We start from the raw sequence: 14,443 nt of genomic DNA, 5'->3' as shown, positions 1-14,443 counted from the left end.
AAAAAACTTTCCGACGATGAAGAATCTAATCCGAAAAATAGGGTACATAGCTCCGTTGCTTCTGCTCCTGTCTGCCTGCGACAAGGGATTCGAGGAGATGAACGTGGACCCCAATAAATATTCTGAAGTGGTACCTGGCTACCTGTTTACCAGAGCTCAGCTAGACGGTGTAAGCACCAACTTTACCGGGGCCGCTTACCTGACCATCGGCCAGTCGATGCAGCAGTTCGCTACCTACAAAGAAGTACCGGCAGCGGGTGACAAATACTTTAATTACACCTATTCGACCGGCAACTGGTCGGCTTATGCGGGTACGACAGCCGGGCAGGGCGCGGTGATTTCCATTCGTCAGGTCATCGACGCCGTTTCGACCAGCCCACTGGACGTGAACAAACTGTCGGCGGCCCGAATCTGGAAAGCGTACATGTTCCACCGTCTGACGGATATGTATGGCGACATTCCGTACTTCGACGCTGGCAAGGCACTGTCTGATAAAAACTACAGCCCCAAATACGATACCCAGCAGGCTATTTACGCGGACATGCTGAAAGAGCTCGACGAATCGATTGCGGCTTTTGATGCCACCAAAGCTACCTTTGGCACGGCAGACCTGATGTACGGCGGAGACGTTACCAAGTGGAAGAAATTTGCGTATTCACTGATGCTCCGGCTGGGCATGCGCCTGACCGAAGTAGACCCTGCACTGGCGAAAACCTGGGTTGAGAAAGCCATAGCGGGTGGGGTTATTCTGGACGATGCCGACCGGGCAATAATTGCCTATGTCGATGGTTCACAAACCGCCAGCCGTAACTTCATTGCCAATGGCTTGATAAGCACCGATTACGTAACACCCGGTGGCGATAACGTAGAAGGCGGTAAGTATGCCAAAACGTTTATCGACTATTTAAAGAACACCAAAGATCCGCGCCTGAACGTGATCTCCATTGTGTGGACCACGACCGATGGTAAAACGTTTACCGCCGACACCACAACGGCCTTACAAAGCGGCATGCCGAACGCAGCCTATAATAACCTGCCCGCTAATTTCAATTCATTTTCTGAGCCTAATCCAAACACGTTGCTAAAATACAGCGCTCCTTTGATTGTATTCGGCAATGCGGAAACGAATCTGCTGTTGGCCGAAGCCGCCGTGCGCGGATGGGCAAGCGGAACGACGGCAGCTACAGCCTACGCCAATGCCGTACGCGCCGGTATACGGCAATGGGCGCTGTTTGGAACAGGCGGCACTATTTCTGAAGCCCGGATCAACGCGTATCTGGCGGCCAATCCCTATAAAGCCAGCGGCACCGTAGCCCAGCAAATGGAGCAGATCCAGACACAGAAATGGGTTTCTCTTTTCCTGGAAGATGAATACGAGATATTCTCAAACTGGCGACGGACTGGGTATCCGGCGCTTACCCCAACCAACTATCCGGGAAACCTGACCGGCGGAAAAATACCGACCCGCTTTGTGATTCCAGATTCGGAAGAGACGTATAACAAGACCAATTTCATCGACGCACGGACTCGGCAAGGCGGTAGCAACACCCTTTCCAGCGTCGTTTGGTGGGACAAGTAGCAACTCGACTCTGCTGGTTATACCGTCAGCCTAAAGCAACAGGCTGACGGTATAACCAGTATATGGATGTGAATTCGTTCATTTTTGGGCATTCCTGTTAATATTTTTTAATTAACTGACAATCATTAAGTTTCTTAAAGAGTAAGTCCGCTCAAATTCTCCTTTTCCTTCTTTAACCTTCCTATGAAAGCACCCCGCCGATCCATTTTAAAACGCCTGCTTGCCACCTTAACCAGCGCAGCCGGAGCAGACTCGTTTACCAACGCATTCGCCGAAGGCAAACCACAAATGGAGGTACCCAGTACGGACGTACCCCTCTATTCGGGGTCGACCAGGCTAGGCAATATGATCTTTGTGTCCGGAGCGGGAGCTCACTTCGAGGGCGACATTAAGGCGCATACGGATCATGTGCTCAAAGAGATTGAGAAGGAGTTGATTAAAGCAGGCTCTTCTATGGACAAAGTCCTGAAAGTGAATGTGCTGCTGCACGACCTGAAGGATTACAAGGCGATGAACGAAGTGTATAAAGGCCGGTTTGGCAACAAGCCGCCCGTTCGCACAACGGTGTCGACACACGCGGGTGTGCCTGGCAATTCGCTGGTCGAAATTGATTGCATTGCTTATGTGTAAATAAATGTACCAAATAGCCCCTGGCTGTTTGGTACATTCATAATGAGCCCGTTTAAACTTTTCAAATCAAACCCAAACAAAGTGTTTTTCTGTCATTCCGACCTTAGGAGGAATCTTAAATCCTACCAATAGAAAACTTTAAGATTCCTCCTAAGGTCGGAATGACAGAAAAACACGCTGATTTTTATCAAGACGAAAGTTTAGTCAACGTCAACATGAATCGTATCCTATTGGCCTGTGTGGTGTTTCTGGGAATCTGTTCGGCGACCTATGCTCAGAAAAGCGATTCTACGAAACTCGTCGTCCGGAAAACGGACGACTTTCAGGTCAATGGAAACGGCGACAACGCGAACTGGACCAAAACCGATTGGGTACGGATCACCCCTCAGGAATCAGCGGGTAAACCGTACTCAACGAAGGTTAAACTTCTGTACTCCACCACCGGTGTTTATTTCCTGTTTCAGAATGACGATGAGAAACTAACGGCAACCATTCGGGAGGATTACGGGGCGCTGTTCAAGGAAGATGTCATCGAGGTGTTTCTCTGGCCCGACCAATCGGTGCCCATCTACTTTGAATATGAGCTTTCTCCCCTGAATTATGAATTAGCCATCCTGGTCCCAAACATCAATGGCGACTTCAATGGCTGGAAGCCCTGGCATTATGAAGGCAAGTCGAAAGTACAACACGCAACCAGCGTGCAGGGGGGAAACAAAGTGAGCAAGGCAACGGTGAGCGGGTGGACAGGCGAAATTTTTATTCCCTACCGCCTACTAAGACCCCTTGTGCAGACACCCCCAACCGCAGGCACCCAGTGGCGGGGAAACCTCTACCGGATCGATTACGACCATAGTTACGCCACCTGGTCGTGGCAAAAAACAAGTGGCAGTTTCCACGAATTTAAAAAATACGGAACATTCATTTTTGAGTAATAAAGGCGCTTCGCCCTCAACCCCAATTCAACATGCTCTCCAGAAGAAATCTTATCAAAAACCTGTCGACCCTGCCCTTAGTGGGCGGCCTTTTCGGTGGTATCGCCCCTTTACAATCGGCCCTGGCGGCCCCGGCAAAAGCGGCCTCCCGAAATGTATTGAAAGAGCTTGGTCTGCGGACGTTCATCAATGCCGCTGGGACTTACACCGCCATGACGGGCTCGTTGATGGAAGATGATGTGGTCGAAACAATTCAGGCATCGTCGAAGGAATTTGTCATGCTCGATGATGTACAAACGAAAGTCGGCGAGAAAATTGCCGCCCTCACACATGCTGAATCGGCGGTCGTAACGGCGGGCTGTTTCTCAGCCATGACCCTGGGGCTGGCCGGTGTGCTCACCGGCATGGACCAGAAGAAAGTGGAGCTACTCCCCCATCTGGAAGGCACTGATATGAAGTCGGAAGTGATCGCCCAAAAAGCCCACAACATCGGCTACTCGCATGCGCTCACTAATACAGGCTGCAAAATTATTCAGGTAGAAACGCTGGAAGAAGCTGAAAAAGCCATCAACAGTAAAACGGCTCTCCTGTGGTTTCTGAACATCCAGTCCGACAAGGGGCAGGTTCAGCATCAGGAATGGGTAGCCCTGGGAAAGAAACACAATATCCCTACCATGATTGATATTGCGGCCGACGTACCACCCGTCGAAAACCTCTGGAAATTCAATGACATGGGTTTCGATCTGGTCTGTGTATCGGGCGGAAAAGCCATGCGTGGTCCACAAAGCGCGGGCATCCTGATGGGCAAAAAACAATACATCGCAGCCGCCCGGCTCAGCATGCCACCTCGTGGCTCCACCATTGGCCGGGGCATGAAAGTCAACAAAGAAGAGATTCTGGGCATGTATGTCGCCCTCGACAAATTCGTGGCGCAGGATCACCAGAAAGAGTGGAAAATGCTGGAAGATCGGGTAGCCGTTATCGCCGGTGCCGTAAAAGGCATCAAGGGCGTAACGGTCGAAACTTATGCGCCTGCCTTAGGCAATCACACGCCGTCTATGCGGGTACTGTGGGAAACCGGAAAAATAAACCTGACCACCAAATCCCTGCAGGAAAATCTGCGCAATGGCAACCCATCCATCGAAGTCGTTGGTGAACCGAACGGCATCAGCATGACCACCTGGATGCTTAAACCCGGTCAGGATAAAATCGTGGCCGCCCGACTGAAAGAAGAACTGACTAAAGCCGCTGTCTAGCGTTTTTGTCATTCCGACGATAGGAGGAATCTTAGACTTTACCAATAGCTAACTTTAAGATTCCTCCTATCGTCGGAATGACAAAAGACCAATACCCTAAACCATGAAAACCAGACACTTATTCCTACTCCTTTTCCTTTTCACTGGTTCGGCCTGGGCGCAGCCGTACAGCCTTGTTATTAAAGGGGGCCATTTGATCGACCCGAAAAATAACATCGATGCGGTGATGGACGTCGCCATCACGGACGGCAAAGTGGTTCAGGTCGCCAAAACGATAGACGCTAAACAGGCCAAGCAGGTTGTCGATGCCAAAGGTATGTATGTCACACCCGGCCTGATCGACATTCATGGGCATGTGTTCTACGGCACCGAACCCAATCACTACCTGAGCAACGGACTCGTGGCCGTTTCCCCCGACGGATTTACGTTCAGAGTGGGCGTTACAACCATTGTCGATGCGGGCGGGGCGGGCTGGAAGTCGTTCGAGACATTCAAGAAGAACATCATCTTCACCTCCAAAACGCGTGTTCTCTCGTTCATGAACATTGTGGGGGCAGGTATGCGTGGGGGCGTTTTTGAGCAGGACACCACCGATATGGACCCAACGATGGCCGCCAAAGTAGCCCTCGAAAACAAAAACGATGTGGTCGGTTTCAAGGTAGCGCATTTTCAGGGGCCAAGCTGGGCACCCGTCGATCATGCCGTAGCGGCCGGCAAGCTGGCCGATATGCCCGTAATGGTTGACTTCGGCGGCAACACCCCGCCCCTTCCCCTGAGTGAGTTGTTCATGAAGCACCTGCGTCCCGGCGACATTTTCACCCACGCCTATACGTTTCTGGAAGGAAATGTTCGCGAAACGATTGTGGATGAAGCGACCAAAACGGTGAAGCCATTTGTATGGGAAGCCCGTAAGAAAGGGATCGTCTTCGATGTAGGCTACGGGGGAGCCAGTTTCAACTACTCACAGGCAATTCCGGCCATAAAAGCCAAATTTTACCCGACAACGATCAGCACCGATCTACATACCGGCAGCATGAACGGCTCAATGAAAGACATGCTCAGCATCATGTCCAAATTCGTGGCCATGGGTGAGGCCATTCCGAGTGTCATAAAAGCCAGTACCTGGACGCCCGCTCAGGTCATTAAACGCGAAAATCTGGGTCATTTATCGGTTGGGGCGATTGCCGATGTCGCTATTTTTTCTATGCGGAAGGGCACGTTTGGCTTCTACGATAGAGCCGGTTATAAGATGATGGCCCAACAGAAGTTCGAATGCGAGATGACCATCAAAGGCGGCAAGATCGTGTATGACCTGAACGGCATTGGCATTGCGAATACACAATAGGTTATAAATCAAATCTTTACCTTGTACCAAAGCGTGTTTTTGTCATTCCGACGAAGGAGGAATCTTCGGTAAGAGGATATTTTAAGATTCCTCCTTCGTCGGAATGACAAAAACAAAACCCTTTCCCTAACCGATGACAAAATTTTACATCAAAGGCCTCATTCTCGCCTTACTAGCTTTTGTCGGATTTACGCAGCGAACGACCCAGAATGGGCTTCCCGTTCAAACGGATGAGAATGGTGGCCTGTTTCTACCCGAAGGCTTTGAAGCAACTGTGGTTGTGGATAGTCTGCCCGGCCGGGCCCGGCATTTGGCCGTTAACGAAAACGGAGACATTTACGTGAAAGCCCGGTTTGTCCGCAACGAAAACGAATCCGTCATCGCGCTTCGGGATACCAACGGGGATGGCCGCGCCGACATTATCAAGACGTTCGGTGGTCTGGGCCGCGAGCGGGCTTATGGGACTGCCATGCGCATTTATAATGGCTATCTGTATTTCAGTTCGGAGCTGAACGTCTTTCGCTATCGACTGAAGCCCGGCGAACTGGTTCCCAGCAGCCCTATGGAGACGATCCTGACCGACGATCACAAGCATGGCATGCACGAACACATTGCCAAGCCCGTCACCTTCGACAACGAAGGGCATATCTACGTGGCCTTCGGGGCGGCTTCCAACGGATGCCAACCCAAAAACCGGACACCCAACATGGCGGGTATTGACCCCTGCCCGATGCTAGAAGATCATGGCGGCATCTGGCGATTCGATGCCAACAAGAACGGGCAGACGCAGAAAGATGGCTATCGGTATGCCACCGGTTTGCGGTCTGTGGTTGGTATGGACTGGAACCCGGTCAACAATAGTTTGTATGCGCTCCAACACGGCCGCGATGATTTTCTGATGCTGTGGGCCGAGAAATACACCCCCTGGCAAAGTGCCGTGTTCCCCGCCGAAGAGCTTTTTCAGGTGAAAGACGGGATGAATGGGGGCTGGCCTTACTGTTATTACGATCAGGCACAGGGTAAAAAGCTGCTCAACCCTGAATACGGTGGCGACGGCAAAACGGTTGGCCGTTGTGGAGACTACGAAAAGCCGTTGATCGGCTTTCCGGCCCACTGGGCGCCTAACGATATTCTGTTTTACCAAGGTACAGCCGCCAAAAATGGCTTCCCCGAACGATATAAAAACGGGGCCTTTATTGCCTTTCATGGCTCAACAAACCGCGCTCCGTATCCGCAGGCAGGTTACTTCATTGGGTTTGTACCGGCTAAAGCCAACACGTTATCGACTGATTGGGAGGTCTTTGCCGATGGCTTTGCGGGTGTCGATCCCATTGTGAACGTGAGCGATGCTGCTTACCGGCCGATGGGCATTGCCATGGGGCCTGACGGCTCGTTGTACATTGCCGAAACCGAGAAAGGGAAAATCTGGCGGGTTACTTACAAAGGCAATAAGCAGACTTTCGGGGCGGCCCAGCTGGCTCAGATGGAAGCCCGTAAGAAGATGTCGAACATCCGCGATCCAGATATTATCACCGATAATCTGGACCGGGATAAACCCGTTGCCGGAGGCAAAGTGTACGGCGTTTACTGTTCGGCCTGCCACCAGCGCAACGGCCTGGGCGATTCGCAGCGATTCCCGCCCCTGGCTGGTTCGGAGTGGGTAACGGGCGACAAAAAGAAACTGATTACGGTGCTGCTCAAAGGACTGGAAGGCCCCATTGAGGTCAAAGGGCAATCGTACAACAATGCCATGCCCCAGCACAGCTTCCTGAAAGATGAAGACCTGGCTGAAGTGCTGACGCACATTCGGCAGAACTTCGGTAACACAGCCGATGCCATTACCGCCGGGGAAGTCAATGAAGTTAGAGTCGCTATCGATAAAGAAGCTGCCCCTGCCCCCAAACGCAAAACAAAAACCAAACGATAACAACCAATCCGTTTATTTTCTCATGGAAACACAACGCCGTTCTATTCTTAAACGCCTTTTCGCTTCTGTAACCGGTATCGTCGGGCTGAGCACTGCCAGCAAAGCAATGACTGCAACCAACTCAACGGCCGAACCCGCTGCCCAAAAAGAAGTCTTTAACGTGGTTACGCAGGATGATGTGCCGCTCTTCTCTGGTTCAACCAAGCTGGGCAATCTGGTTTTCGTAGCGGGCAAAGGCTACCACAAAGAGGGCGACATTAAGGTACATACCGACGAAGTGCTCAAGGAGTTGGAGAAAGAACTGATCAAAGCGGGTTCGTCGATGGAGAAGGTCCTGAAAGTAAGTGTATTCCTTCATGATCTGAACGACTACAAAGGCATGAATGAGGTCTACAAAGGCCGATTTGGCAGCAAGCCACCCGTGCGGACGACGGTCGCCGTTTATGGCGGTGTACCGGGCGATTCGCTGGTTGAAATGGATTGCATTGCCTATATCTAGGTGTGGTATGGTGGTATTGCCCGTGGTGTCGGTTTTGAGAAACCGACAGGCTCGTGTCAGCAATCGGTGTCGGGTCTGAGGACTCGACACCACATAGAAGAACCGCCACATATCCCTGGTCTGTGAGGACACAGACCGCTGGTGAGTCGGCCCGATTGGCTATCCGGTAAGGCGGTCTGTGAGGACACAGACCGAGGATACAGGTGTGGTGTTGGTTTCTCAAAACCGACAGTTCGCGTCAGCAATTATGTCGGTTTTAAGAAACCAACACCACAGCAAACTCTTAACCGTTCTTCTCCTCCATGTTAAGCAGACGAAAACTCATCAGACGCCTATCGAGCGTCCCCATTTTAGGTGGTCTGGCTGGCGGTCTTCCTCTATCGTGGGAAGCAACCCCGGTGGCGGCTCCCAAGCGCGATTTATTCAAGGAATTTGGCATCCGTACGTATATCAATGCGGCCGGTACGCTCATCTACATGACCGGCTCGCTGATGCACGACGAAGTGCTGGATGAAATTCAGGATAAAGTAGGCGCAAAAATCGCCCAGATGGTTCACTCCGAAGCGGCCGTTGTTACGTCGGGCGCGTTCTCGGGAATGACCCTCGGCCTGGCGGGCATTCTGACCGGCATGGACCAGAAAAAAGTGGAGCTGCTTCCCCACCTGGAAGGTACCGGCCTGAAAACCGAAGTGATCTGCCAGAAAGCCCACGACATCGTGTATAACCATGCGCTGACCAACACAGGCTGCAAAATCGTGGTGGTCGAAACGGCCGCCGATGTGGAGAAAGCCATCAACAAAAAAACGGCCCCCATGCACTTCCTGCACATCGAAGCTGATAAAGGCAAGATCATGCACGAAGAATGGGTAGCGCTGGGCAAGAAGCACAACATTCCGACTTCAGCAAAGAGATACAGGAAGCCCTGCGTAAAGGCGACCCTTCCATTGAAGTGGGCGGCAGCGGCCCCAGCAACATCGGCGTAACGGTCTGGATGCTCAAGCCCGGACAGGAAAAAATCGTAGCCAAACGCATTAAAGAAGAACTAACCAAAGCGGCTGTTTAGCGTAGCTTTTTTGTCATTCCGACAAAGGAGGAATGAAAATCCCCTCAACCATGAAAAAAATCACCCTACTCCTATTCTCCCTTTGCTGCGCGTTGAGCCAACTGGCCATGGCCCAACCGTACAATGTCGTTATCAAAGGCGGGCATGTGATCGACCCGAAAAACAACATCGACGGCATTATGGACATCGCCATTACCGATGGAAAAATTGCCCAGGTTGCCAAATCCATTGATCCCAAGGGAGCCATTCAGGTGGTCGATGCAAAGGGATTGTATGTGACGCCCGGCCTGATCGACATGCATACGCACGTCTTTTTCGGTACGAACCTCGACCAGACGTACAGTAACGGCCCCAATGCCTTGCCTCCCGATGCCTTTACGTTTCGCAACGGCGTTACGACCATTGTGGATGCGGGCTGCTCGGGCTGGCGCGATTTCGAGACGTTCAAAAAACAAACCATCGACTTATCGCAGACACGGGTGTTGTCCCTGCTCAACATTGTTGGCAGCGGTATGCGGGGAGGCAAATTTGAACAGAACATCGATGACATGGACGCTCAGCAAACGGCGGATATGGCCAAAAAATACCCGGAGTTCGTTGTGGGTGTCAAATTAGCCCATTTTAACGGCTACGACTGGACACCCACCAACCGTGCTGTTGAGGCCGGGAAGCTGGCCAACGTACCGGTTATGATCGACTTTGGCGGCAGCACACCCACGCTGTCCATCGAAGAGTTGTTCATGAAACACCTGCGCCCCGGCGATATTTTTACCCATTGCTTCGGCCAGTTGAAAACCCGCGAGCCTATTCTGGACGTAACGACCAATAAAGTAAAGCCGTTTGTGTGGGAAGCCCAGAAAAAAGGAATCATCTTCGATGTAGGTTACGGGGGCATCAGCTTTGCGTTTTCGCAGGCCATTCCGGCTATCAAAAGCGGTTTTTATCCCAACACCATCAGCACGGATATTCATACCGGAAGCATGAACAACGCGATGAAAGACATGCTCAATGTGATGTCGAAGTTTATGGCGATGGGCATGAATCTCCAGAGTGTGATCAAGGCCAGCACCTGGAGTCCGGCCCAGGCGATCAGACGTCCCGAGTTGGGTCACTTATCGGTCGGCTCAGTAGCCGATGTGGCGATTTTAAAGCTGCACGAAGGCAAATTTGAGGTACGGGATACCGGCTATTTCGGCTTTTTCGACTATACCGGCCATAAAATTGAAGGCAAGCAAAAGCTGGAATGTGAAATGACCATCCGCAAAGGAAAAATCGTGTATGACCTCAACGGTATCGCCAACCCCGTGGTGGTGACGCAGCAACCGCGCTCGTAGTACACAAGCCCATCTTTCCTTACTTTTGCCATTCCGGATTATTTCTGGCCCGTTTTATACCCTTACGCATACGTTATGTTCATCCCAATAAACCGTTTTGTCAGCCTGGCCCTGGCGGGTGCCGGACTCGTTTCCGTATCGGCAACTACTCTTCTGCCAATCGTTGACGACGTAGTGAAATCAAGCATTTTTACCCCGGCCAACGGCTTTACGTCCGGAGTGGAAGGCCCGGCCGTCGACAAGGCCGGCATGGTATACGCAGTGAATTTTGGCAAGCAGGGTACCATTGGGCAGATAACGCCCGATGGCAAGGCGAGCGTCTTCGTTGAGCTACCAGACGGAAGCATCGGCAACGGAATTCGGTTTAGCAAACGGGGCGATATGTTCATTGCCGATTACCCGAAACACAACATTCTGAAAGTGGTGATGGGCACCAAAAAACTCAGTGTTTTCGCCAATGAGCCGCGCATGAATCAGCCGAATGATATTGCTATCGACAGCAAAGACCGACTGTATGCCAGCGACCCAAACTGGAAAGACAATACCGGTAATATCTGGCGTATTGATACCGACGGCAAGGTGACTCTGCTGGAGGCCAACATGGGAACTACCAACGGCATCGACGTCAGCCCGGACAATAAAAGCCTGTACGTCAATGAGTCAGTGCAACGAAAAGTATGGGCGTATGATTTGTCGGCCGGCGGGCAGGTCAGCAACAAGCGACTGCTCATCGAGTTCCCCGATTTCGGCATGGACGGTATGCGGTGCGACACGAAGGGAAACCTATACATTGTCCGCTATGGGAAGGGCACCGTGGTTAAACTATCGCCAGCGGGCAAGGTTCTTCAGGAGATTCAGCTAATTGGCAAAAAACCGACCAACATTGCGTTCGGCGGCAAAGATGGCCGAACGGCCTATGTCACCTTACAGGATCAGGGAAACCTCGAAACCTTCCGCGTCGATGCCCCCGGCCAGGAGTGGGCCATGCGCCAGAAATAATAAGATTATATTTCTTATTTAACAGGCTGGTATTCCGTGGTCCGTGTCCTCACGGACCACATTCGCGCCAGTCAGCTTTACCTACCGGATGTGTGATCCGTGAGGACACGGACCACGGAATAGGACATGTCCCCACGGAATACCATCCGGTTAAAATAACTTGTTAATAAGAGAGGCTTATTCACGTCCACTTTTCTGGCTATTAACACTGTATTGCTCCGGTGTCAATTTCCAGTTGTTATCAAAGAACCCCGCCATTCGGACACCCTTGCTACCCGTCCTGACCATGTCGAGTCCGAAAATCATAAAGTCCGGGAAACCACTGGCTCCGGCAAAATACTGGTTGGCTAAAGCTGCCCGCATGCCTTTTACGCCCGTTCCGCCAATGACCGCCACCGACGTGGTGGCAGAACCTTTAATGGGCCAGACGAAATAAGCAGCCAGGTCATCGCCCTGCCACTGCTGATCGCCCGCCCGCACACGATTGCGCTCCAGTTGGATCGGGCAATCGGCCAGCAGCTGTTTCCAGGCGGCATTATTAGTGGCGTTTCCAAACAGGACTACGCCCCGACCAGCATACGTTGGCAAAGAATAATCGGTATCGGCCACGATGTCGATGGCACCATTTCCGCGATAATACCAAGTTTCGGCATCGAAACGGGCTTTCTGCAGGTTCAGGTCATTTTCCTCTTTGGTGCCCCTGGTGCCATAAACGAAGACCATTCGGTTGTTGAAAGCCTCTTTAAACGTACCGTTACGATGCGGCCCTTTCTGAGCGGCATCGGGTCGCTGCGTCGGCTGCCACTGCCCGTTTTCCCGGCGAAGGAATAGTGTATCCTGAGCACTTATCGTCGTGTAGGCGATGGCCGGCGTGCCGTCCAGCGTGAGGGTTAGTGGCGTTTTGGCGGCAAACTCGTTCAGCGCCAGTTTCAAAAGAGACACATTCGTGGTGGTCCCTGTAATGGCTTTTCCGTTGCGGTTGAGTTGCATCCGGCTATAGAGCAATGGCTTCATTTGCTGTTCAATGGACGCCCAGCGATAGGTCGACGAAATACCCGGATTAGCCGTTGTGAAATCAATGTCGTTCACCGTAGAATCGACGGCAATCTTGTGCCATTTGAAAAAGTCGAACAACGGTTTCCAGTCCACGCTCTCATCGCCAAACCAGTGGCTGCCACCGGGGTATTCGTAATAGCTCATGTCGGGCTGCGACTCGCCAAGGATCTTCCGCATCTGTCGGGCGTAGGTCACGGGTACAGTCCGGTCGGCATCACCATGCAAAACATAAATTCCCAGTGGTTTGTAGTTGCTGGTCAGTTTTAGTACATCGCTCTGATTTCCAGCCCGTAGCAGCATTTGTTCGAGTGGATCATTGCTGGTAGTTGGAATCACTCCATCGGCAGAACCGTACTCTTTCAAAGTCGGGTACCCCGCGCAGGGCGCAATAGCCGCCCACTTGTCGGGATACGTTGCGCCCAGGAACCAGGTGCCGTGCCCACCCATCGAGTGGCCGGTCAGATACACATGCTGTGGGTCGGGTTTGAAACGATTTTTGGCGATGGCTAACACCTCCAGCGCGTCGATGCGGCCCCAGTCTTCCCAGTTGAAACCGCGCGGCCGACGATTGGTAGCCGCCACCAGATTTCCCCAGTCTTTGGCTTTATAGGCCCTCGCCTGACCACTTGCCTCCACGCCTGCCCCGTGTACCGACAAAAACAAGGCCGAGGGAGCCGTGCCTGCCGACGACTGAGGAGTTACGGCATAATATTGCAAACTCCCATCAATCTGGCTAACGAACGTCTGGCTATACGATGCGCCAGCCGGAACGGCCTCTATCGAAACGGTACCCGCATCGAGTGACTTTCCTTTCTGCGTAAGGGTCAGTTCACAGGATTGCGTACCTTTTGTGCTGATGCCGCTCCCATCGAACATAAATGCCACTTTTCGGCTCGACAAAGCCGGAACGACGGGAACGGCTGTGGTCAGGGTTTTCCCCGATAATTTACTGGTTAGCTGCAAACCCGATAAGGATGTTGTCGATGTGTTAATCACAACGATAGCCCCTTGAAGGGATGCATTCGATTCGCCTAACCGGATGCTGGGTAGCGTTGGATCATCGGTCGATAACAGGGCGGGTTTGTCTGGAAATGACAGGTTCGCCGTGATCATGACGCCCCGCACGTAAAACTCATTTAGCCCTCTTTTGAGTTTGACAGGAATGTGCAGATATCCCATGCTATAGGCATCGCCCATGTGAAGCTCGCCGTTTACGTAGACGTTGCTGTTGCCTTTTATAGTCAGCAACGCGATCTGGTCACGCGTTGATGGGTATGTGAGGTAGGTATAGCCCCCGCCCCCACCAATACCACCCCGCAAACTACCGGCCACTACGCCAGGGCCTGCGGGGGCCCCGCCATTGCCCCTGAATCCGCCCCGAAGCCGGAGCCGATTCAGGCTATCAGCCGTTACCGCCATCCATTTAATACCGCCCCCCTGCTCATCAGTACCGAAAACGGCTCCTTCTGTGGGTTGTTTGAGCGTCCCGCTGTACAGTTGGTAAGCCAGCGGATCGGTATAAATGGCTTCCCGTCCGTAGCGGCTGCCGGTTAAGGCAACCAATCCTTTTGTAAAAGCATATGGTTTCGAATCAGCGGCCTTTGGGGTGGTCTGCGCCCCGGCGTACCCCATCGGAATCAATGCGATGGCCAGGCAGGTAATTGATTTCAGCATGTTTGAGGTATAAGAGAAAAGTTAGTATTGAGGCAATAAGGTTTTTAACCACGGAGGCACGGAGAGCACAGAGTTAGACAAGGTTGCGTAAGTCCTATTCACTGAACCTCTGTGCTCTCCGTGCCTCCGTGCTTAAAAACATTTCCCCG

11 protein-coding genes are annotated in these 14,443 nt (G+C 52.2%); 10 read left to right on the top strand and 1 reads right to left on the bottom strand.

Translation table 11 applies throughout. The annotated features are described in order from the left end of the window. Positions 1 to 16 precede the first annotated feature (16 nt). The 10 genes from SD10_RS04275 to SD10_RS04230 all read left to right on the top strand — a co-directional run bounded on the left by SD10_RS04275 (position 17) and on the right by SD10_RS04230 (position 11,564). The gene (locus SD10_RS04275) at positions 17 to 1,579 is read left to right on the top strand and encodes a SusD/RagB family nutrient-binding outer membrane lipoprotein (protein WP_046375831.1); all 1,563 of its coding nucleotides are present in this window, start codon (positions 17 to 19) and stop codon (positions 1,577 to 1,579) included. Positions 1,580 to 1,762: 183 nt separating this feature from the next. Then, a complete protein-coding gene (locus tag SD10_RS04270; RefSeq protein WP_046375830.1) occupies positions 1,763 to 2,209 on the top strand; it encodes a RidA family protein in 447 nt (148 codons plus the stop codon). A gap of 215 nt (positions 2,210 to 2,424) precedes the next feature. Next, positions 2,425 to 3,141 (top strand): carbohydrate-binding family 9-like protein, encoded by a 717-nt coding sequence (locus SD10_RS04265; RefSeq protein WP_052731332.1) that lies wholly within the window; start codon positions 2,425 to 2,427, stop codon positions 3,139 to 3,141. A gap of 32 nt (positions 3,142 to 3,173) precedes the next feature. Beyond that, entirely contained in the window at positions 3,174 to 4,397 is a 1,224-nt protein-coding gene (locus SD10_RS04260; RefSeq protein WP_046579041.1) for an aminotransferase class V-fold PLP-dependent enzyme, read from the top strand. 103 nt (positions 4,398 to 4,500) lie between these two features. Continuing rightward, positions 4,501 to 5,742, top strand: coding sequence for an amidohydrolase/deacetylase family metallohydrolase (locus SD10_RS04255; protein ID WP_046375829.1), 1,242 nt, complete (start codon positions 4,501 to 4,503; stop codon positions 5,740 to 5,742). A 133-nt stretch (positions 5,743 to 5,875) separates the two neighbouring features. After that, on the top strand, positions 5,876 to 7,669 hold the full coding sequence (locus SD10_RS04250; RefSeq protein WP_046375828.1) for a PQQ-dependent sugar dehydrogenase: 1,794 nt from the start codon (positions 5,876 to 5,878) through the stop codon (positions 7,667 to 7,669). Between the two features lie 22 nt (positions 7,670 to 7,691). Then, complete coding sequence (locus tag SD10_RS04245) at positions 7,692 to 8,168, top strand: RidA family protein (protein ID WP_046375827.1); 477 nt, start codon at positions 7,692 to 7,694, stop codon at positions 8,166 to 8,168. Between the two features lie 302 nt (positions 8,169 to 8,470). Further along, positions 8,471 to 9,151, top strand: coding sequence for a hypothetical protein (locus SD10_RS04240; RefSeq protein ID WP_052731069.1), 681 nt, complete (start codon positions 8,471 to 8,473; stop codon positions 9,149 to 9,151). Between the two features lie 130 nt (positions 9,152 to 9,281). Next, positions 9,282 to 10,565, top strand: a complete 1,284-nt coding sequence (locus tag SD10_RS04235) for an amidohydrolase/deacetylase family metallohydrolase (protein ID WP_046375826.1) — start codon at positions 9,282 to 9,284, stop codon at positions 10,563 to 10,565. 75 nt (positions 10,566 to 10,640) lie between these two features. Further along, positions 10,641 to 11,564 (top strand): SMP-30/gluconolactonase/LRE family protein, encoded by a 924-nt coding sequence (locus SD10_RS04230; RefSeq protein WP_082111512.1) that lies wholly within the window; start codon positions 10,641 to 10,643, stop codon positions 11,562 to 11,564. 177 nt (positions 11,565 to 11,741) lie between these two features. On the opposite strand, the gene SD10_RS04225 is transcribed toward SD10_RS04230, so the two are convergent. Then, positions 11,742 to 14,294: a carboxylesterase family protein gene (locus tag SD10_RS04225; protein WP_052731068.1), complete on the bottom strand. Its 2,553-nt coding sequence runs from the start codon at positions 14,292 to 14,294 to the stop codon at positions 11,742 to 11,744. Positions 14,295 to 14,443 lie beyond the last annotated feature (149 nt).

Source organism: Spirosoma radiotolerans, assembly GCF_000974425.1.
In the GTDB taxonomy this organism is placed as follows: Bacteria; Bacteroidota; Bacteroidia; order Cytophagales; family Spirosomataceae; genus Spirosoma; species Spirosoma radiotolerans.
Note: the sequence above shows the minus strand (reverse complement) of the source record. Positions and strands in the feature narration are given on the sequence as shown.

What these genes read in the sequence shown, in the direction of transcription:
- SD10_RS04255 (WP_046375829.1), top strand. Translation starts at nt 4,501, where the DNA reads ATGAAAACCAGACACTTATTCCTACTCCTTTTCCTTTTCACTGGTTCG.
- SD10_RS04230 (WP_082111512.1), top strand. Translation starts at nt 10,641, where the DNA reads ATGTTCATCCCAATAAACCGTTTTGTCAGCCTGGCCCTGGCGGGTGCC.
- SD10_RS04235 (WP_046375826.1), top strand. Translation starts at nt 9,282, where the DNA reads ATGAAAAAAATCACCCTACTCCTATTCTCCCTTTGCTGCGCGTTGAGC.
- SD10_RS04240 (WP_052731069.1), top strand. Translation starts at nt 8,471, where the DNA reads ATGTTAAGCAGACGAAAACTCATCAGACGCCTATCGAGCGTCCCCATT.
- SD10_RS04225 (WP_052731068.1), bottom strand. Translation starts at nt 14,294, where the DNA reads ATGCTGAAATCAATTACCTGCCTGGCCATCGCATTGATTCCGATGGGG.
- SD10_RS04250 (WP_046375828.1), top strand. Translation starts at nt 5,876, where the DNA reads ATGACAAAATTTTACATCAAAGGCCTCATTCTCGCCTTACTAGCTTTT.
- SD10_RS04260 (WP_046579041.1), top strand. Translation starts at nt 3,174, where the DNA reads ATGCTCTCCAGAAGAAATCTTATCAAAAACCTGTCGACCCTGCCCTTA.
- SD10_RS04275 (WP_046375831.1), top strand. Translation starts at nt 17, where the DNA reads ATGAAGAATCTAATCCGAAAAATAGGGTACATAGCTCCGTTGCTTCTG.
- SD10_RS04245 (WP_046375827.1), top strand. Translation starts at nt 7,692, where the DNA reads ATGGAAACACAACGCCGTTCTATTCTTAAACGCCTTTTCGCTTCTGTA.
- SD10_RS04270 (WP_046375830.1), top strand. Translation starts at nt 1,763, where the DNA reads ATGAAAGCACCCCGCCGATCCATTTTAAAACGCCTGCTTGCCACCTTA.
- SD10_RS04265 (WP_052731332.1), top strand. Translation starts at nt 2,425, where the DNA reads ATGAATCGTATCCTATTGGCCTGTGTGGTGTTTCTGGGAATCTGTTCG.